The organism is Pseudomonas sp. F2 (genome assembly GCF_057174385.1).
The window spans coordinates 5,286,967-5,308,510 of sequence record NZ_CM169904.1 but is presented as its reverse complement, the minus strand read 5'-3'; the positions used below and the strand labels follow the sequence as shown (position 1 = coordinate 5,308,510).

Genomic DNA, 21,544 nt, shown 5'->3' with positions numbered 1-21,544 from the left:
GGCCGGTCAGTAATCGGTACCAGACATCAGGTTATTTCATTCCAGAGCCTCTGCGCCTTCCTCCAGTTCCAGCATCAATCCGCTCAGGCGCTTGACCTTGCGCTGCACGGCCTCTTCGAACACTCCGGACCGGGGCTCGATCAAGGTGAACCAGTGCTTGGCCCGTGTGATTCCGGTGTAGATCAATTCTTTGGTCAGCACCGGATTCAAGGCGTCAGGCAGGATCAGCGCGGTGTGGGCGAACTCCGAGCCTTGAGATTTGTGCACGGTCATGGCGTACACCGTTTCAACGTCGTTGAGCCGACTCGGCAGCACGAACCGTACCCCGCCCTGCCCGTCGTTTCGTGGGAAGGCCACGCGCAGTACCGGTCTGCCAGCTTCGGGGCCCTCGCGTTCGGGCAACTTGAGGGCGATGCCGATATCGCCGTTCATCAGTCCCAGACCATAATCGTTGCGGGTCATCAGCACCGGCCGGCCTTCGTACCATTGTTGGTCATGCTCGATCAGGCGTGCCTTGAGCAGGGTTTCGGTGATCCGCAGATTCAGCCCTTCAACGCCCCAAGGTCCCTTGCGCACGGCACACAACAACTGGAAGGTGTCAAACGCCTGCAGCACCGCCCGCGCCCAGTTGATCCAGTCTGGATGTTCCAGCGGTCTGCCTGCTGGCGGGCGTTGTTCGCGCAGGATGTTCAGATAGTGGCGATAACCCTGTGGACCGTCGCCATGACCGTCGAGCAACAGGCGCTCCAGCTTGTGATCGTGTTCTCCCTTGAGCGGCAGTGAAAACACATCGTCGTAGTGACCGGCCGCCAGCAACTGGCGCGCCTCATCCGGCAACTGCTGATTGACCCGCCGCGCCAGTTGACCAATGCCGCTACCTTCACCGAAACGCCGGGAATGACGCAGCATCACCAGTTGTTGGGCCAGCGGATGAGAGCCATCGAGGTCTACGTGCAGGTCACTGCCGTGCAATGACTCTCCGCTGACCGACTCCAGCCACTGCCGGGTGTGCGGGTTATACCAGCCTGCCTCGGCATCACGGCAAAGATCGCCAAGTACCGCTCCGGCCTCCACCGAAGCGAGTTGATCCTTGTCGCCGAGCAACACCAGACGCGCATGCGTCGGCAATGCATCGAGCAGGTTCGCCATCATTTCCAGGTCGATCATGGAAGCTTCATCGACCACCAGCACATCCAGCGGCAAGCGGTTGCCAGCATGGTGACGGAAGTGTCGGGTGCCGGGACGGCTGCCCAGCAAACGATGGACTGTCGTGACGTCGCAAGGGATCTTCTCGCGCACGTCTTCGGTGACCGTCAGCGATTGCACTTGCTGGCTGATGGATTCGGTCAACCGCGCAGCGGCCTTGCCGGTGGGCGCCGCCAGACGAATACGCAACGGTTGACCGGCCTCGACCGCCGGCGCCTGGAGCAGCGCGAGCAAACGCACCACGGTCGTGGTTTTACCGGTCCCCGGGCCGCCGGTGATGATGCTGAACGCACCGCGAGTGGCAAGGGCACAGGCGAGTTTCTGCCAGTCGATCACGGCCCCCGGTGTTGCAGGGCCGAACAACTCATCGAGGCGCTGAGGCAAGTCATCCGGCGGCGTTTCAGGCTGAGCCAGACGTGTCCGTAACGCTGCATCGATACGCCGCTCGTAAGCCCAGTAGCGCCGCAGATACAGGCGCTTGCCGGACAGCACCAACGGCCGCTGCTGCGCCGGGTCGCGGGTGTCCGCTGTCAGTGCAACCAGCGCACTGCTCGCCAGCGCCTTGCACCAATGGGCGCCATCCAGCGTTTCAAGCAACTGCGACGGCAGCAGCCATACATCACTCTGTACATCGCCTTCGGGAGGCAGGGAGAGGGCGAAATCCGGGGCCTTGAGGGTTTCGAACACATCAAGGCAAACATGCCCGTGACCCAGTTGATGGCTGGTCAGTGCGGCTGCGAGCAACACCAGAGGATCGGACTCAGGCGCAAGTTCGTGCAGGAAACCGACAAAGGCTTTGTCCAGCGAGCGAAGCCAGCCTCGTTCGACCCAGCGCTCAAGCAAGATCAGCAGATCCGAAGCTCTGGTCAGTGGCGTCAGGCTCGACGGGTTGTCGATAGCCGATGACAGATCGGCGAAGGTACGCTTCATAACAGGACTCCCTGTTCCCATGCGGGTTCGGCCTTGGCTTCCGGCTTACCCTGGAACAGGCGATCCAGGCGTTCGATCAAGTCCCGTGGCGGCCGCGCAAAGTACACGCCACTACTGTCTGCCCGGGTTCCCCGCAGGAATACATACAACGCACCACCGACATGCCGGTCGTAATCGTAGTCGGGCAGACGCGCCTTCAATTGCCGATGCAAGGCCAGCAGATACAGCACGTACTGCAGGTCGTAACGGTTGTCCAGGATCGAACGCTCCATGGCTTGCTCGGTATAGGCCGTATCGTCGACACCCAACCAGTTGGATTTGTAGTCGGCGACGTAGTAACGGCCCGCGTGCTCGAAGGTCAGGTCGATAAAGCCCTTGAACATGCCGTTGAGCTGTACTGGCTCGGCGGCTACTCGCGCCACACCGTTGTGGGTGTACTGGCGCACCCAATCATCAAGTTTGAGGACATCAACCTTGTGACTGGCAAACCAGAACTCCATTTCAACGCGGTACTGCTTCAGTTGCTCGAGCACGACCGGAGGCTGTCCGCCACCTGCTGGCAGCGGGGACTTGAGCAAGTGCTGCAGCCAGTCACTCAAGGTGACAATCCAGCCCTGCCAGCCGCGCAGATTGCAGCGCCGGCCAATTGCGTCCTTGATCGACTCACCGGAAACGGCAAAACCTTCATCGCCAGCCCACTCCAGCAAACCATGGAGGAAGGTTCCCGGGTTCGGACCGCGAGGAAAACGATGAATATCGGCGCCACCAACCACGAGCTCTCGCGGCGCATCCGGGTCAAGGCGCTCATCGTCAAACAGCTTTTGCGCTTGCGGACTGTCCGGCGCCTCATCGCTGCCGACACTCAACACGTCGCTGATGCGCAATGCACTGTAAGAGGCAATCCACCAGTTCTCGCTGGCCTTGCGCTTTGGCACCAATGTGGCGCTGAGGATCGCCTCATTGCGCTCGGGCTGGTAGATCTCCTGCGTCGCTTGAGGCAACTCACTCAGACTGATAGCCGCGCAGTTCTGTTGCAGATCCTGCAGCCAACGACTCAGGCTGGTTGACTCATCCAGCCTGGCGCCGCCACCCAGCAGATAGCCAAGCGCCGAAAGATGAAGCACTGAACTGTTGTTATTACCGCGCTTGAGGTCCGTGACACCCAGCCAGCATGCATGTTGCGCGCGAGTCAGCGCGACGTAGAGCAGACGCAGGTCCTCGGCCAGACGCTCGTCATCCGCCAGGGCGACCAATTCGGCGGTAGGCTTCAGTGTCACCTGGGCTTTGCCGGAGGCATCGTGGTAATGCAGCGGCAGGCGACTGCCATCCACCGGTTTTGCCGAACAGATGAAAGGCAGGAACACCAACGGATACTCAAGTCCCTTCGACTTGTGGATGGTCACCACCTTGACCAGTTGCTCGTCGCTCTCCAGACGTAATATCTGTTCTTCACCGGCCTGACCGGACAGTGCCAGCAACTCGGCCAGATGACGAATCAGCGCTTGCTCGCCATCGAGTTCCGCTGCGGCCTGCTGCATCAGTTCCGACAGGTGCAGAAGGTTGGTCAGCACTCGTTCGCCGTCACTGCGAGCGATCAGGGTCTGCGGTAAATGGAAGTCGTGCAGCAAGCGTCGCAACATCGGCAGTACACCTTGCTTGCGCCACAGTTCGCGATAGCCACGAAACTGCATGACGCGGGCTTCCCAGATCAACTCGTCCCGATTCAAGCGCTCAAGTTCAGCCAGAGGCAGATTGAGGGTGATGCAGGCCAGCGCGGCCTTCAGTGAGCGCTCGACATCCGGCTCGGCGCAGGCCTTGAGCCAGGACAGCAGGTCGTGCGCTTCCTGGGCGGCGAACACCGAGTCCTTGTCCGACAGATAAACGCTGCGCACGCCACGGGCCGCGAGTTCTGTGCGTACGGCTTGGGCCTCTTTGCCGTCACGTACCAGAATCGCGATATCGGAGGGCCGCAAACCGCGGAAGGCTTCTGCGTCCCGGACAAATCCCGCCGCGCCGGCTTGCCCGCCGTTGAGCAATGCGGTGATTTCGCTGGCACAGGCCGCCGCCAACTGCTGGCGATAGACCGCCCCTGACAGCGGCTGGTCCGTCGACAGGTGCCAGACATTCAGTGCCGCGACATCCTCGCCGGCGACCTGCAGCCGCTCTTTGCGTCCTTGCGAATCAACGGGCTGGAACGGCACCGGGTTTTCCCCGGTTTTTTCCCGGAATAAAAACGCGCCGCGTCCCTGCTCACGGGACTCGGCGCGTTCGAATACATGATTGACCGCATTGACCATGCCATGGCTGGAACGGAAGTTGGTGCCCAGTGTATGCAGGCGGCCAGTGGTGGCCTGACGCGCACGCAGGTAGGTATAGATATCGGCGCCACGGAACGCGTAGATCGCCTGCTTGGGGTCGCCGATCAGGAACAGGCCGGTGTCCGGACTGTTATCTTCGATGCGATAGATGCTTTCGAAGATCCGGTATTGCACCGGATCGGTGTCCTGAAACTCATCGATCAATGCCACCGGAAACTGCTCGCGGATCACCGCCGCAAGGCGCTCGCCGCTGTCGGATTGCAACGCCGCATCGAGCCGCAACAGCATGTCATCAAAACCCATTTCCGCGCGACGACGCTTCTCTTCTTCAAAACGCGCGCCCACCCATCTCGCCGCGTGCTGCAAGACAGCGGCATCCGGGGTGGGCAGCGCGTCGAGGCTCGACTTGAGCCCCGGCATCGCGTCGAGCCCCGGATGACTCGGCGCCTGCCCCTTCCAGGCTTCAGCCATCCCGTCAGGGGTCAGTCGGGTGAAACCAGTGCCGATGTCCAGTTGCTCCATGGACTCGTCTTGCGCCCAGGCCTTGAGTTTCTCGAACCAGGGCTCGAAGTAACGCGCCTGCATCTTGCGTCCGTCAACGGCTTTGCTCGCGACGCCCTCGTGACAAATCACCAGCAGCTCATCCGCCCACTGACGCCATGGCATTTTCAGCTCGAGCAACGCGGCACGTCGCTCCCGCAGACACTCGTCGATCAGCTCTGCGGGAGCCTTTCCGTCGCCACTTTCATGCTCACTGCCAAACAGACCGCGCACCCTTGGCAACAATGCGGCCGGCCCGCCCCAGTGGGTACGAACCCAGTTCAGCGCATCGCCCTGCATCGGATAACAAAACAGTCGCCAGTAATCGCGCAGCACTTCGCCGAGCAGGTCGCTGTGATCGGTCTCCAGGGATTGCGTAAACAGGCTGCCGCTGTCGAATGCATGTTCGCGCAACATGCGCTGGCACCAACTGTGGATGGTGGAGACGGCCGCTTCGTCCATCCATTGCGCGGCGATGTCCAGACGATTGGCGCATCCGGGCCACTGCGCCGGGTCAAATTGCTCACGCAATTCGGCAATCAGGGCATCCGGCGCAGGGGTTTCTTCACGGAAAAACCGCGCGGCCTCGGCCAGCCGCGTACGGATTCGTTCACGCAGTTCCTTGGTAGCTGCATCAGTGAACGTCACCACAAGAATCTGCGGGGGCAGCAGCTCACGGCCGAAGCCGCTCGCTTCGCCGCCGTGCCCAAGGATCAGCCGCAGATAAAGCGCCGAGATAGTAAAGGTCTTGCCGGTGCCGGCACTGGCCTCGATAAGTTGACTGCCGTGCAGCGGGAAGGCCAGTGCCAAAGGTGTCCTGGTACTCATGCGCGCGCCCCTTCGCTGCTCAGTGAACGCCAAGGCGCTTCATACAGAGGGCGATACAACGCGTCGCACCAACCGGAGAATGTTTCGTCCGCCAGCAATGCATCAAAGTCTGCAAATTGGCGGAGCAACGCGGGGTTCTCTCGGCGCTCGCCTTCACTGGTCTGGCCGTCACCTTCGTAGGCCTTGCGGGCAGCCGCTTCGGCTTTGAGCGGATCAGTCTGCGCAAGCCAGGCGAAGGCTGTCTTGACCGCGATCGGCAGCGGCTGGCGCATGCCGGCCTGCCAGGCGAGCAGAAGATCGCCAAGGAAACGAGTGGCACGATCCTTCTCCATCGGCTCGAGCAACAGCGTATCGTCACTCGCCACCAACGCCGTGCTCAGCATGAGTCCGCTGGCGCAGGCCACCAGGTGGTTGACCCAGGGCTTGATCAAGCGATGCCATTTCCGACTTTTGATCGAACCGATGCTGTTGGGAATGGCCGTGACGGACAGCACGCCACCGTCAGCACGCTGATGCAAACCCGCGAGCCAGCCTTCAATACGCACACCCTGCAACTCGAGATTGACCGGGAGTGCGCTGATCAACGGTGTCGGCCATAACGCCAGAAGTTGTTGGTAACGCTGCAGCAGGTCCGGTAACGGCTCGATCAACTCTCGTTGCAGGCATTCGCCGAAACCGGCCATAGGCAGCAACCCGCTGTTTTGCAAACGACGCGCCTGATCTTCGAGCGCATGATCAACATTATCGGGCTGCCGGAGCGCGGCTTCGAGCAGGCTCTCGCTGAGTGTGTAACGTTGCAATGCGTCCAGCACGAACGGTTCTTCGTCAGCCAGGGGCGCCTCGGCGGCCTCAAAGTACACTTTGAGTCGCTGCGTGAAAAAGTGCCGGACCGGATTGCGCAGGAAATCCTGCAGTAGGGCCAGACTCAGCGGCTCCTCCTGAACACAAGGCGCGAGTAGCTCCGCTTCGTGTTGTGGCTCATGCACCTGGTGCAAAACCTGCCATTCACGGGCATAACTGAATAGTTGGTCGCCTTCATGGAAATAGCGCGAGCTGAACGGTTGCAGGGGATGCTCCTCGGTCATGGCGTGCAACAATTCCTGGTGCTCATCGAGCGACTGCCAGCCACTGGCAAGGTGATCGCGCAACTGGCCGATCAGCACGGAAGCAGGCCGTTCACTATTGTCTCGAATACTGCGTCCGACCCAACTGATGTACAGCTGATTTCGCGCAGACAGCAGCGCCTCGAGCAACAGATAGCGATCATCCTCACGTCGGGAACGGTCACCAGGCCGGTAATCGCTGCCCATGAGGTCAAAATCAAGTGGAGGTTGCGCCCGGGGATAATCGCCATCGTTCATCCCCAGCAAACAGACGAGCTTGAACGGGATCGCCCGCATGGGCATCAGTGTGCAAAAATTTACTGCGCCGGCCAGAAAGCGCTGGGACAGGCGCCCCTGATCCAGACCCGCGAGCCAGGCCTCCCGAACTACTGTCAGCGGCAACTCATCTACCAACCCCACCGATTCGCAGGTCTGCAGCCAAGTCTCGCGCAGCTCCTCAAGTTGCGTGAGCAGATAATCGTCGTGCTCGTTACTGGCCTTGAAGAATAGTTGCATCAGAATCTGCAGCCGCAGGCCCCACGCCTTGGGCTGAGCAGCCTCATTGAGCTCGTGATGGGCCAGCTCCAATGCATCAAGCAGGGCAACCAGCGGCCCGATCAACGCAGCATCCAGACCGCCGATTTCATCGTAAGGCTCGATACCTGCGCAGGCGTTGGAGCTGCCTACGGCGTATCCAAGCAACATCCGTCGCAGGCCGAAATGCCAGCTGTTTTGCTCAAGCTCATCTGGCAAGCCCAGTCCGGCACGTTGTTCAGCGTTCATTCCCCAGCGCACCCCTGCGCCTTCGATCCAGCGATGCAGCGTAGGTAAGTCGCGTTCCTGAACGCCAAAGCGGGCGCGCAATGCAGGAACGTCGAGCAGGTCGAGGATCTCGCTTACCGGGAAACGACTGTCCGGCAGTTTGAGCAGGTGCTCGACGGCAATCAGCAACGGATCGCGACCGCGCTGGCCCTGGTCGGCCAAGGTAAATGGAATAAAGCGAGGATCATGCCGATCCAGTTGCCCGAACACCGCCCGAATATGGGGCGCATAGCTATCGATGTCCGGCACCATCACGATTACATCGCGCGGGCGTAGATGGGGATTGGCACTGAAGCGGGCGAGTAACTGGTCGTGAAGGATTTCCACCTCACGCTGAGCACTGTGGGCTATATGAAAGCGGATCGACTCATCCTGCGTCAGGTCGACGGCAGGCCAGTGCTCACGCGTTTCATTGAGCGGCCGCAATTCGAGGATGTCGTCCTGAAGTTGATTGAGCAGAGTCTGTGGCTGCGTCTCGCTGAACAGGTCGATGCGCCCGTCACGGAATGCCGCACGATAGCTATTGGGGTCATCGTAGCTGTCCAGCAAGTTGATGTAGTCGCGCCCCTGTTTGCCCCAGGCTGCGAGCAACGGATGCGCGTGTTGGTGCAGCGCTTCCGGATCGAGTACAACCGGCATGCCGGTCTTGCGGCTTTGCCGCTTGTATTGATGGCGCAGCAGATCCTTGTCGGCAACGATATCGGCCCAGTGGTGTCGGCAAGGGTTGTGCACACACAGCAGCACCTGACTGAAACGCGCAAGTCCGGCCAATGCTTCGAGCACCTGGGCCGGCAACGAAGATATGCCAAACACGATCACCCGCGAGGGTAGCCCCGCAGGTGCGTTTTCAAGGGCATTTATGCGCTCGACAAAGCGCTGATGAACACCTGCCCGGCTCTGCGCCATACCCTGCTCACCGACATCTTCCAGCAGAGCACGCCACAATTCAGCCTGCCAGCAACTGACCGGGGGCAGTGGCTTCACTTCACCTCGAACATTGCGCAACTGGTGCCGGCCTTCGGCCCAGTCCTCGAGCCAATCAGCCCGATACACTTGGTACTGGTCAAAGAGATCTGCCAGGCGCTCTGACAGCTGGTAGCGCTTGCGTAAATCCGTGTCGTGCGTGAGGAACCGTTGTAGCGGCTCAAAATGGGGGCGATCAATAACCTGCGGCAGCAAGCGCATCAGTCGCCAGGTCAATGGGGCTTTGTCGAGCAGGGACTTGGCGGGAATTTCGTCTCGGCCCAACACCATACGGTAAAGCTGCCACATGAAACTGCCAGGCAATTGCACATCTATGGCCGCAGCTATTCCGCATCCCCCGAGGTCGTCGTCCTCAGGGTCTTCCGCCAAAGCCAGTTTGAGCCATTGGGCGATACCATTGCTCTGCACCAGAGCGATTTCGTTCTCCAAGGGTGCCAATGGATAGCGCCGCATGACACTAACCACCAGGCTGCGCAGTTCGTCCAGGCTATTGCTCTGGACCACCATGAATGCAGCATTGAGGGACTGGGCGTCCGGCATAAAAACTTCCTTGGAAAAGTACAAAGCCAGGGCAGAACCTTAGCATTGTCGGCAGGCTGTGACAGCCGGAAGGGCATACCGCGCGCTGTAGGAACTTTCCTGCGGGCAAAACAAAACCCCAATTGCTTTCGCAATTGGGGTTTCGGAATTTAATCTTGACGATGACCTACTCTCACATGGGGAAACCCCACACTACCATCGGCGATGCATCGTTTCACTTCTGAGTTCGGGATGGGATCAGGTGGTTCCAACGCTCTATAGTCGTCAAGAAATTCGGGTACTGACTCGTGACCGGCTGGCCGCGCTTCAGCAAATCGGGTATGTGATACAGGTGTTTGTGAGCAGCGCGAACTTTCGGTTCATTGCGTCTTCACACACCGCAATCTGGTCTCTTTCGAGCATTCAAATTGCTTGGGTGTTATATGGTCAAGCCTCACGGGCAATTAGTATTGGTTAGCTCAACGCCTCACAGCGCTTACACACCCAACCTATCAACGTCGTAGTCTTCGACGGCCCTTCAGGGAACTCAAGGTTCCAGTGAGATCTCATCTTGAGGCAAGTTTCCCGCTTAGATGCTTTCAGCGGTTATCTTTCCCGAACATAGCTACCCGGCAATGCCACTGGCGTGACAACCGGAACACCAGAGGTTCGTCCACTCCGGTCCTCTCGTACTAGGAGCAGCCCCTCTCAAATCTCAAACGTCCACGGCAGATAGGGACCGAACTGTCTCACGACGTTCTAAACCCAGCTCGCGTACCACTTTAAATGGCGAACAGCCATACCCTTGGGACCGGCTTCAGCCCCAGGATGTGATGAGCCGACATCGAGGTGCCAAACACCGCCGTCGATATGAACTCTTGGGCGGTATCAGCCTGTTATCCCCGGAGTACCTTTTATCCGTTGAGCGATGGCCCTTCCATACAGAACCACCGGATCACTAAGACCTACTTTCGTACCTGCTCGACGTGTCTGTCTCGCAGTCAAGCGCGCTTTTGCCTTTATACTCTACGACCGATTTCCGACCGGTCTGAGCGCACCTTCGTACTCCTCCGTTACTCTTTAGGAGGAGACCGCCCCAGTCAAACTACCCACCATACACTGTCCTCGATCCGGATAACGGACCTGAGTTAGAACCTCAAAGTTGCCAGGGTGGTATTTCAAGGATGGCTCCACGCGAACTGGCGTCCACGCTTCAAAGCCTCCCACCTATCCTACACAAGCAAATTCAAAGTCCAGTGCAAAGCTATAGTAAAGGTTCACGGGGTCTTTCCGTCTAGCCGCGGATACACTGCATCTTCACAGCGATTTCAATTTCACTGAGTCTCGGGTGGAGACAGCGCCGCCATCGTTACGCCATTCGTGCAGGTCGGAACTTACCCGACAAGGAATTTCGCTACCTTAGGACCGTTATAGTTACGGCCGCCGTTTACCGGGGCTTCGATCAAGAGCTTCGCGTTAGCTAACCCCATCAATTAACCTTCCGGCACCGGGCAGGCGTCACACCCTATACGTCCACTTTCGTGTTTGCAGAGTGCTGTGTTTTTAATAAACAGTCGCAGCGGCCTGGTATCTTCGACCGGCATGAGCTTACGGAGCAAGTCCTTCACCCTCACCGGCGCACCTTCTCCCGAAGTTACGGTGCCATTTTGCCTAGTTCCTTCACCCGAGTTCTCTCAAGCGCCTTGGTATTCTCTACCCAACCACCTGTGTCGGTTTGGGGTACGGTTCCTGGTTATCTGAAGCTTAGAAGCTTTTCTTGGAAGCATGGCATCAACCACTTCGTCACCTGAAAGGTAACTCGTCATCAGCTCTCGGCCTTAAGATCCCGGATTTACCTAAGATCTCAGCCTACCACCTTAAACTTGGACAACCAACGCCAAGCTGGCCTAGCCTTCTCCGTCCCTCCATCGCAATAACCAGAAGTACAGGAATATTAACCTGTTTTCCATCGACTACGCTTTTCAGCCTCGCCTTAGGGACCGACTAACCCTGCGTCGATTAACGTTGCGCAGGAAACCTTGGTCTTTCGGCGTGGGTGTTTTTCACACCCATTGTCGTTACTCATGTCAGCATTCGCACTTCTGATACCTCCAGCAAGCTTCTCAACTCACCTTCACAGGCTTACAGAACGCTCCTCTACCGCATCACTTGCGTGATACCCGTAGCTTCGGTGTATGGTTTGAGCCCCGTTACATCTTCCGCGCAGGCCGACTCGACTAGTGAGCTATTACGCTTTCTTTAAAGGGTGGCTGCTTCTAAGCCAACCTCCTAGCTGTCTAAGCCTTCCCACATCGTTTCCCACTTAACCATAACTTTGGGACCTTAGCTGACGGTCTGGGTTGTTTCCCTTTTCACGACGGACGTTAGCACCCGCCGTGTGTCTCCCATGCTCGGCACTTGTAGGTATTCGGAGTTTGCATCGGTTTGGTAAGTCGGGATGACCCCCTAGCCGAAACAGTGCTCTACCCCCTACAGTGATACATGAGGCGCTACCTAAATAGCTTTCGAGGAGAACCAGCTATCTCCGAGCTTGATTAGCCTTTCACTCCGATCCACAGGTCATCCGCTAACTTTTCAACGGTAGTCGGTTCGGTCCTCCAGTCAGTGTTACCTAACCTTCAACCTGCCCATGGATAGATCGCCCGGTTTCGGGTCTATTCCCAGCGACTAGACGCCCTATTAAGACTCGCTTTCGCTACGCCTCCCCTATTCGGTTAAGCTCGCCACTGAAAATAAGTCGCTGACCCATTATACAAAAGGTACGCAGTCACAGAACAAAGTCTGCTCCCACTGCTTGTACGCATACGGTTTCAGGATCTATTTCACTCCCCTCTCCGGGGTTCTTTTCGCCTTTCCCTCACGGTACTAGTTCACTATCGGTCAGTCAGTAGTATTTAGCCTTGGAGGATGGTCCCCCCATATTCAGACAAAGTTTCTCGTGCTCCGTCCTACTCGATTTCATGACTAAGAGACTTTCGCGTACAGGGCTATCACCCACTATGGCCGCACTTTCCAGAGCGTTCCGCTAATCTCAAAGCCACTTAAGGGCTAGTCCCCGTTCGCTCGCCACTACTAAGGGAATCTCGGTTGATTTCTTTTCCTCAGGGTACTTAGATGTTTCAGTTCCCCTGGTTCGCCTCTTGCACCTATGTATTCAGTACAAGATAACCATCTTGTGATGGCTGGGTTCCCCCATTCAGACATCTCCGGATCAAAGTCTGTTTGCCGACTCCCCGAAGCTTTTCGCAGGCTACCACGTCTTTCATCGCCTCTGACTGCCAAGGCATCCACCGTATGCGCTTCTTCACTTGACCATATAACCCCAAGCAATCTGGTTATACTGTGAAGACGACATTCGCCGAAAATTCGCAAAACTCTTAAGAGTCACTCACAAATTTTACCTTAGCCTGATCCGTTACCAGTGAAAGTAACGTTCAGTCTATCTTTCTATCACATACCCAAATTTTTAAAGAACGATCTAATCAAAGACTAGAAATCAATATTCACGCCGGAATATTCATTTCTAAGCTCTAACAAGCAGAAGCAGTTAATGGTGGAGCCAAGCGGGATCGAACCGCTGACCTCCTGCGTGCAAGGCAGGCGCTCTCCCAGCTGAGCTATGGCCCCATACAAAATTGGTGGGTCTGGGCAGATTCGAACTGCCGACCTCACCCTTATCAGGGGTGCGCTCTAACCAACTGAGCTACAGACCCAATTTCGAGCGCGTAACTGATTAGCTCAGAGCTATCAGCTTGGAGCTTAAAGCTGCTTCTATCGTCTTCTTCAATGAATCAAGCAATTCGTGTGGGAACTTATGGAGCAGCTGATGTCGTCGATTAAGGAGGTGATCCAGCCGCAGGTTCCCCTACGGCTACCTTGTTACGACTTCACCCCAGTCATGAATCACACCGTGGTAACCGTCCTCCCGAAGGTTAGACTAGCTACTTCTGGTGCAACCCACTCCCATGGTGTGACGGGCGGTGTGTACAAGGCCCGGGAACGTATTCACCGCGACATTCTGATTCGCGATTACTAGCGATTCCGACTTCACGCAGTCGAGTTGCAGACTGCGATCCGGACTACGATCGGTTTTGTGGGATTAGCTCCACCTCGCGGCTTGGCAACCCTCTGTACCGACCATTGTAGCACGTGTGTAGCCCAGGCCGTAAGGGCCATGATGACTTGACGTCATCCCCACCTTCCTCCGGTTTGTCACCGGCAGTCTCCTTAGAGTGCCCACCATAACGTGCTGGTAACTAAGGACAAGGGTTGCGCTCGTTACGGGACTTAACCCAACATCTCACGACACGAGCTGACGACAGCCATGCAGCACCTGTCTCAATGCTCCCGAAGGCACCAATCCATCTCTGGAAAGTTCATTGGATGTCAAGGCCTGGTAAGGTTCTTCGCGTTGCTTCGAATTAAACCACATGCTCCACCGCTTGTGCGGGCCCCCGTCAATTCATTTGAGTTTTAACCTTGCGGCCGTACTCCCCAGGCGGTCAACTTAATGCGTTAGCTGCGCCACTAAGAGCTCAAGGCTCCCAACGGCTAGTTGACATCGTTTACGGCGTGGACTACCAGGGTATCTAATCCTGTTTGCTCCCCACGCTTTCGCACCTCAGTGTCAGTATCAGTCCAGGTGGTCGCCTTCGCCACTGGTGTTCCTTCCTATATCTACGCATTTCACCGCTACACAGGAAATTCCACCACCCTCTACCATACTCTAGCTTGCCAGTTTTGGATGCAGTTCCCAGGTTGAGCCCGGGGATTTCACATCCAACTTAACAAACCACCTACGCGCGCTTTACGCCCAGTAATTCCGATTAACGCTTGCACCCTCTGTATTACCGCGGCTGCTGGCACAGAGTTAGCCGGTGCTTATTCTGTCGGTAACGTCAAAATTGCAGAGTATTAATCTACAACCCTTCCTCCCAACTTAAAGTGCTTTACAATCCGAAGACCTTCTTCACACACGCGGCATGGCTGGATCAGGCTTTCGCCCATTGTCCAATATTCCCCACTGCTGCCTCCCGTAGGAGTCTGGACCGTGTCTCAGTTCCAGTGTGACTGATCATCCTCTCAGACCAGTTACGGATCGTCGCCTTGGTGAGCCATTACCTCACCAACTAGCTAATCCGACCTAGGCTCATCTGATAGCGCAAGGCCCGAAGGTCCCCTGCTTTCTCCCGTAGGACGTATGCGGTATTAGCGTTCCTTTCGAAACGTTGTCCCCCACTACCAGGCAGATTCCTAGGCATTACTCACCCGTCCGCCGCTGAATCCAGGAGCAAGCTCCTCTCATCCGCTCGACTTGCATGTGTTAGGCCTGCCGCCAGCGTTCAATCTGAGCCATGATCAAACTCTTCAGTTCAAACATCTTTGGGTTTTTAAGAAACCCTAAACTTGGCTCAGCAATCGTTGGTTACATCTCTGATTTCTCGCGGAGTAACTTGTGATGCTGATAATCTTGTTGACTATCAGTCTGACTCCACAAGCACCCACACGAATTGCTTGATTCAGTTGTTAAAGAGCGGTTGGTTAAGATCTTTCGTCTCAACCGAGGCGCGCATTCTACAGCAGCCTCATTTGCTGTCAAGTGATTATTTTCAGAAGTTTTCGAAGAATTCTTCAACAACTTCAACCACTTGCGCTTCCGATCTCTCGTTAGCGGGAGGCGAATTCTACAGCGTTACACGCTGCTGTCAACACCTCTTTTTCACCGCTTTCGACCGAGAAGATCGAACCGTCAAAAGAGCCAAACATCACCGCTCTTTCAACTCCCTCCAGGCTTCGATGAACTGAAGCGATCCGCCGTCGAAAACTGCGTAACTCATTGAATATCAAGGAGTTTTCCGTTTCGACTGCGCCGGAAGTGGGGCGAATTATAGACCTCCAGAATCTGCCGTCAACCGCTTTTTTCATATTTCTGTCATATCGGTCAAAAACACCCGAAAACACGAAGGCCGACCTCAAGGGTCGGCCTTCGTCATTCCCTTCTACTTACAAGCTAGGGAAAGCGAATTGCGAAGCTTCATGGCTCGCACGCTGCGGCCAGCGCTGAGTGATGGCCTTGCGACGGGTATAGAAGCGCACACCGTCCGGGCCATAAGCATGAAGGTCGCCGAACAGCGAACGCTTCCAGCCACCGAAGCTGTGGTAAGCCACCGGAACCGGCAGTGGTACGTTGACGCCGACCATGCCGACTTCAATCTCGTCACAGAACAGACGCGCCGCTTCACCGTCACGGGTGAAGATGCAGGTGCCATTACCGTATTCGTGATCGTTGATCAGCTTCATCGCCTCTTCCAGGCTGTTCACGCGAACCACGCACAACACGGGTCCGAAGATCTCTTCCTTATAGATGCGCATTTCAGGGGTGACGTTGTCGAACAGGCAGCCGCCGAGGAAGAAGCCCTCTTCGTTACCTGGAATGCTCAAGCCGCGACCGTCGACCACCAGGGTCGCGCCCGCTGCTACGCCGTCATCGACATAGCCGCTGACCTTGTCCCGCGCCTGACCGGTCACCAGTGGCCCCATGTCCAGCCCACACGAAGTGCCGGCACCGATTTTCAGCGCCTTGATCTGTGGAACCAGTTTCGCCACCAGCGCATCCGCCACCTGATCGCCGACACACACCGCGACCGAAATCGCCATGCAGCGCTCACCGCACGAACCGTAAGCCGCGCCCATCAATGCGCTGACTGCGTTGTCCAGATCCGCGTCCGGCATCAATACCGCGTGGTTCTTCGCCCCGCCCAGCGCCTGAACACGCTTGCCGCGCTTGGTACCTTCGGCGTAGATGTATTCGGCAATCGGCGTCGAACCGACAAAGCTCAGAGCCTTGACCTCTGGCGCTTCGATCAGCGCGTCCACTGCAGTCTTGTCGCCATGCACCACGCTCAGCACGCCTTTCGGCAGGCCGGCTTCCAGCAGCAGTTGGGCGATCAGCAGCGTCGAGCTCGGGTCACGCTCGGAGGGTTTGAGGATGAAGCAGTTGCCGCAGACGATCGCCAGCGGGTACATCCACAGCGGGACCATCGCCGGGAAGTTGAATGGCGTGATACCGGCAACCACACCCAGTGGCTGGAAGTCCGACCAAGCGTCAATGTTCGGGCCGACGTTGCGGCTGTACTCGCCCTTGAGGATTTCCGGGGCGGCGCAGGCGAACTCGACGTTCTCGATACCGCGCTTGAGTTCACCAGCAGCGTCTTCGAGGGTCTTGCCGTGTTCTTCGCTGATCAATTGCGAGATACGCGCTTCGTTCTGCTCCAGCAGTTGCTTGAAGCGGAACATCACCTGGGCACGCTTGGCCGGAGGAGTGTTGCGCCATGCCGGGAACGCAGCCTTGGCGGCGTCGATCGCGTGTTGAATGGTTTCGCGGGTGGCCAATGGCAGCTTGTGGATCGCCTGACCGGTGGATGGGTTGAACACATCAACCGCGCGACCGTTCTCGGTCACCAGTTCGCCATTGATCAAATGCGGGATAACGCTCATCGAAAACTCCTGAATTCTTGTGTACAGACGCCCGCATGGGGCGCCTGTTATTCGCAGGTATATATAGAGGGAAAATCAGTCGAGCTTGTTCAGCACTTCGCCAACCGCGTCGAACAGACGATCAAGGTCTTGCGGCTTGCTGTTGAAGGTTGGGCCGAACTGCAGGGTGTCGCCGCCGAAGCGTACGTAGAACCCGGCTTTCCACAGGGCCATACCGGCTTCGAACGGACGCACGATGGCGTCGCCGTCACGAGCCGCGATCTGGATCGCACCGGCCAGGCCGTAGTTACGGATATCGATGACGTTCTTCGAACCTTTCAGGCCGTGCAGGGCATTTTCGAAATGTGGCGCGACTTCGGCCACGCTCTGCACGAGGTTTTCCTTTTGCAGCAGGTCGAGTGCCGCCAGGCCAGCGGCGCACGCCACCGGGTGGGCCGAGTAGGTGTAGCCGTGAGGGAATTCCACCGCGTATTCCGGAGTCGGCTGATTCATGAAGGTCTGGTAGATCTCGGAGCTGGCAATCACCGCGCCCATCGGGATCGCGCCGTTGGTGACTTGCTTGGCGATACACATCAGGTCCGGGGTCACGCCAAAGCTCTCGGCACCGAACATCGAACCGGTACGGCCGAAACCGGTGATCACTTCGTCGAACACCAGCAGGATGTTGTGCTGATCGCAGATCTCGCGCAGACGCTTCAGGTAACCCTGCGGTGGAACCAGTACGCCAGCGGAACCGGCCATTGGCTCAACGAAGACCGCCGCGATGTTCGAAGCGTCGTGCAGTTCGATCAACTTCAGCAGCTCATCGGCCAGAGCGATACCGCCCTGCTCCGGCATGCCACGGGAAAATGCGTTGCTGGCCAGCAGCGTGTGCGGCAGGTGATCGACATCCATCATCGCCTGACCGAACAGTTTGCGGTTGCCGTTGACGCCGCCGAGGCTGGTGCCGGCGATGTTCACGCCGTGATAACCGCGGGCACGGCCGATCATTTTGGTCTTGGTCGACTGACCTTTCAGACGCCAGTAGGCACGGACCATTTTCACCGCGGTGTCGGCACACTCGGAGCCGGAGTCGGTGAAGAACACGTGGTTCAGGTTGCCCGGGGTCAGATCAGTGATTTTTTCCGCCAGTTGGAATGACAGCGGATGGCCGTACTGGAAGCCCGGCGAGTAATCGAGGGTGCCCAGTTGCTTGGCGACCGCTTCCTGGATTTCCTTGCGGGTATGCCCGGCGCCGCAGGTCCACAGACCGGACAGCGAATCGTAGATCTTGCGGCCCTTGTCATCGAACAGCCAGCTGCCTTCGGCACCCACGATCAGACGCGGATCGCGCTGGAAGTTGCGGTTGGCGGTGTACGGCATCCAGTGCGCGTCCAGCTTCAGTTGGCTGGCCAGTGGCGACGGCGCATTTTCAGGCATGTTCATCGGGCAAAACCTCGCAGGGCATAAGCATCAGGGAGATAAAAAAGCGTTGTTGCAGCTAAGTTGCCACGCGGATAAAGTCGATGAAATCCAACTTTTCTAACCTTCAGTTAGAAACCTGCTAAACAATGAGAACAACAGCATGAGCAGTCGTCGCCCCGATCCGCTGGCCCAGGTCAGTGATTTTGATATTCGCCTGCTGCGGATTTTCCGCAGCGTAGTGGAGTGCGGCGGCTTCTCGGCAGCGGAAACCGTGCTCGGCATCGGGCGCTCGGCGATCAGCCAGCAAATGAGCGATCTGGAACAGCGTCTCGGCCTGCGTCTGTGCCAACGTGGCCGCGCCGGATTCTCGTTGACCGAAGAGGGCCGCGAGGTTTATCAATCGGCGCTGCAACTATTAAGTGCGCTGGAAAGTTTCCGCACCGAGGTCAATGGATTGCACCAGCACCTGCGCGGCGAACTGATCATCGGCCTGACCGACAACCTCGTCACCCTGCCCCACATGCGCATCACCCATGCCCTCGCTCAATTGAAGGAGCGCGGGCCGGACGTGCAGATCCAGATCCGCATGATCGCCCCCAACGAAGTCGAACAAGGCGTGCTCGACGGCCGCCTGCATGTCGGCGTGGTGCCGCAGGCCAGTGCGCTGTCGGGGCTGGAGTATCAACCGTTGTACAGCGAGCGCTCGCTGCTTTACTGCGCGGTGGGTCATCCGCTGTTTTATGTCGATGACAAGCAACTGGATGACGAACGCCTGAACAGTCAGGACGCGATTGCGCCAACGTTCCGTTTGCCGGCGGAGATTCAGGCGCATTACCAGGCGTTAAATTGCACCGCCAGCGCTTCCGACCGTGAGGGCATGGCGTTTCTGATTCTGACCGGGCGTTATATCGGTTATCTGCCGGATCACTACGCCAGTCTGTGGGTGCAGCAAGGGCGCTTGCGTGCGCTGAAATCGACGACGCGTTTTTATGACTTGAGCCTCGCATCGGTCACGCGCAAGGGGCGGCGCCCTCATTTGGTGCTGGAGAGCTTTCTGGAGAGCCTGGCGGCGACGCGTTGAAAATGTAAATCCAGGATCAATCGCTGCGGCCTCGAACAGCGAGATCAAAGGATCGCAGCCTTCGGCAGCTCCTGCATTGGAAGGTGTACACGCAGAAAGCTGAGCAAGTGGACAGGTTTTTGCAGTGAAGGGTGAACTCGATCCCTGAACAAGAAGCCAAATCCATGCAGCCAGATTCTGAACCGTCCAGCGACCTGATCTACGGCCTCGATGACCGCCCAAAACCACCGGCAGCTATCCTCGCCGCCCTGCAACACGTGCTCGCCAGTTTCGTCGGCATCATCACCCCGCCGCTGGTGATCGGCTCGGCTCTCGGCTTGACCGCGCACTTGCCGTATCTCATCAGCATGGCGTTGATGGTTTCCGGGGTCGGCACCTTTATTCAAGCGCGGCGGCCGTTCGGCATCGGCGCCGGGATGATCTGTTTGCAGGGCACCAGCTTCGCCTTCCTCGGCGCAGTGCTGTCGGCCGGATTTCTGGTCAAGCAGCGCGGCGGCAGCCCGGAAGACATTCTGGCGATGATTTTCGGCGTGTGCTTTTTCGGCGCCGTGGTGCAGATCGTCCTCAGCCGTTTCATCGGTCAGTTGCGCCGGGTTGTCACGCCGCTGGTGACCGGGATCGTCATTACTCTGATCGGCATCAGCCTGATCAAGGTCGGCATTACCGATCTGGGCGGTGGTTTCAATGCTCCGGACTTCGGTGCACCGGGCAATCTCGCGCTGGGGGTGTTCGTGTTGCTGACGATCATCCTGCTCAACCGCTCGAACACACCGTGGGTGCGGCTGTCGGCAATCATCATCGGACTGCTGCTGGGCAGTCTGGCCGCGTGGTTCAGCGGGAAACTGGTTCCGCAGGCATTGCCTGACTTGCCGCTGATCAGCCTTCCTACGCCATTCAAGTTCGGTTTCACTTTCGACTGGACGGCGTTCCTGCCGGTCGCGCTGATTTATCTGATCAGCACCATCGAAACCGTCGGTGACCTCACGGCCAATTGCATGCTCGCCCGTCAGCCGATCAGCGGCCCTTCTTATATAAGCCGTTTGCGCGGCGGCGTACTCGGCGACGGCGTGAGCTGCATGATCGCCGCCACCTTCAGCGCCTTCCCCAACACCACGTTCGCGCAGAACAACGGCGTGATTCAGTTGACCGGCGTGGCCAGCCGCTATGTCGGGCTGTACATCGGCGCGATTCTGTTTTGTCTCGGCCTGTTCCCCATGATCGGCGCGGTGCTGCAGCAGATCCCGAAACCGGTGCTTGGTGGCGCCACCCTGGTGATGTTCGGCAGCGTGGCGGCGGCCGGGGTGCGGATCCTCGCGCAATCGCCGCTGGACCGCCGCAGCATGCTGATCATCGCCACCTCGCTCGGCGTCGGCCTGGGCATTGCCGCGCAACCAAACCTGCTGCACCTGTTGCCGAAACTGGTGCAGAACCTGTTCGACTCGGCAATTACCAGCGGTGGCCTGACCGCGATCATCCTCTGCCTGTTGCTGCCGGAGGCGAAAACCTCGACCGTCGAATCCGGCGCATCGTTGAACAAGATCGAACAGGCGTAACGGTTTTATTGCATCAGGACTTGTCGGATGCCTGTGGGTGCGTTATCAACGCAACTGGTTGCACCCACAGACAAACCGGAAGTGCCTATGACCTTTGAAGTCCCAGCCCATGGCGGCAAACCCGCCAGCCGCATTCGTCAGAAGAACGAAGAGACCATCCTCAAAGCCGCCGAAGACGAGTTCGCCCGTCACGGGTACAAAGGCACCAGCATGAACACCATTGCGCAGAATGCCGGGCTGCCCAAGGCAAACCTGCATTACTACTTCACCAACAAGCTTGGGTTGTACGTGGCGGTGCTGAGCAACATCATCGAGCTGTGGGACAGCACCTTCAATACCCTGACCGCCGATGACGATCCAGCCGAAGCGCTGACCCGCTATATTCGCGCCAAGATGGAATTCTCCCGCCGTCAGCCGCAGGCCTCGCGCATCTTTGCGATGGAAGTGATCAGCGGTGGCGAATGCCTGACCGAGTATTTCAACCAGGATTACCGCGCCTGGTTTCAGGGGCGCGCGGCCGTGTTTCAAGCGTGGATCGATGCGGGCAAAATGGACCCGGTCGATCCGGTGCACCTGATTTTCCTGCTGTGGGGCAGCACCCAGCATTACGCCGACTTCGCCACGCAGATCTGTCGCGTCAGCGGTCGCAGCAAGTTGACCAAGCAGGACATGGAAGACGCCGGCAACAACCTGATCCGCATCATTCTCAAAGGCTGCGGCCTCACCCCGACTGTTTAA

The 21,544-nt window shown here is 57.9% G+C and carries 8 protein-coding genes, 2 tRNA genes and 3 rRNA genes; 3 read left to right on the top strand and 10 right to left on the bottom strand.

Annotated elements, in window-relative coordinates:
* Positions 1–36: 36 nt before the first annotated feature.
* The 10 genes from recD to aptA all read right to left on the bottom strand — a co-directional run bounded on the left by recD (position 37) and on the right by aptA (position 18,193).
* Complete coding sequence (gene recD / locus AC193Q_RS23810) at positions 37–2,136, bottom strand: exodeoxyribonuclease V subunit alpha (protein WP_131671385.1); 2,100 nt, start codon at positions 2,134–2,136, stop codon at positions 37–39.
* Positions 2,133–5,822 (bottom strand): exodeoxyribonuclease V subunit beta, encoded by a 3,690-nt coding sequence (gene recB / locus AC193Q_RS23805; protein ID WP_483878867.1) that lies wholly within the window; start codon positions 5,820–5,822, stop codon positions 2,133–2,135. The genes recD and recB overlap by 4 nt, the downstream gene beginning before the upstream one ends.
* Positions 5,819–9,271 (bottom strand): exodeoxyribonuclease V subunit gamma, encoded by a 3,453-nt coding sequence (recC, locus tag AC193Q_RS23800; RefSeq protein ID WP_483878866.1) that lies wholly within the window; start codon positions 9,269–9,271, stop codon positions 5,819–5,821. The genes recB and recC overlap by 4 nt, the downstream gene beginning before the upstream one ends.
* Positions 9,272–9,424: 153 nt before the next feature.
* A 5S ribosomal RNA gene (rrf, locus tag AC193Q_RS23795) occupies positions 9,425–9,540 on the bottom strand.
* A gap of 153 nt (positions 9,541–9,693) precedes the next feature.
* Positions 9,694–12,585: ribosomal RNA gene (locus AC193Q_RS23790) — 23S ribosomal RNA — on the bottom strand.
* 237 nt (positions 12,586–12,822) lie between these two features.
* Positions 12,823–12,898: transfer RNA gene (locus AC193Q_RS23785), tRNA-Ala, on the bottom strand.
* A 9-nt stretch (positions 12,899–12,907) separates the two neighbouring features.
* Positions 12,908–12,984, bottom strand: a tRNA-Ile gene (locus AC193Q_RS23780).
* 124 nt (positions 12,985–13,108) lie between these two features.
* Positions 13,109–14,645 (bottom strand): 16S ribosomal RNA (locus AC193Q_RS23775).
* Together the 16S, 23S and 5S rRNA genes with 2 tRNA genes alongside form the textbook arrangement of a ribosomal RNA operon.
* 629 nt (positions 14,646–15,274) lie before the next feature.
* Entirely contained in the window at positions 15,275–16,768 is a 1,494-nt protein-coding gene (locus AC193Q_RS23770; protein ID WP_041067919.1) for a CoA-acylating methylmalonate-semialdehyde dehydrogenase, read from the bottom strand.
* 75 nt (positions 16,769–16,843) lie between these two features.
* Positions 16,844–18,193 carry an omega-aminotransferase AptA gene (gene aptA, locus AC193Q_RS23765; RefSeq protein ID WP_041067922.1) on the bottom strand — a complete coding sequence of 450 codons (1,350 nt, stop codon included), beginning with the start codon at positions 18,191–18,193 and terminating at the stop codon, positions 16,844–16,846.
* A gap of 139 nt (positions 18,194–18,332) precedes the next feature.
* Here aptA and AC193Q_RS23760 point away from each other — a divergent pair, with 139 nt between their 5' ends.
* The 3 genes from AC193Q_RS23760 (at position 18,333) to AC193Q_RS23750 (ending at position 21,544) form a co-directional block, all read left to right on the top strand.
* The gene (locus tag AC193Q_RS23760) at positions 18,333–19,253 is read left to right on the top strand and encodes a LysR family transcriptional regulator (RefSeq protein ID WP_007968115.1); all 921 of its coding nucleotides are present in this window, start codon (positions 18,333–18,335) and stop codon (positions 19,251–19,253) included.
* 164 nt (positions 19,254–19,417) lie between these two features.
* Entirely contained in the window at positions 19,418–20,806 is a 1,389-nt protein-coding gene (locus AC193Q_RS23755; protein WP_483878865.1) for a uracil-xanthine permease family protein, read from the top strand.
* An 87-nt stretch (positions 20,807–20,893) separates the two neighbouring features.
* On the top strand, positions 20,894–21,544 hold the full coding sequence (locus tag AC193Q_RS23750) for a TetR/AcrR family transcriptional regulator (protein WP_047291099.1): 651 nt from the start codon (positions 20,894–20,896) through the stop codon (positions 21,542–21,544).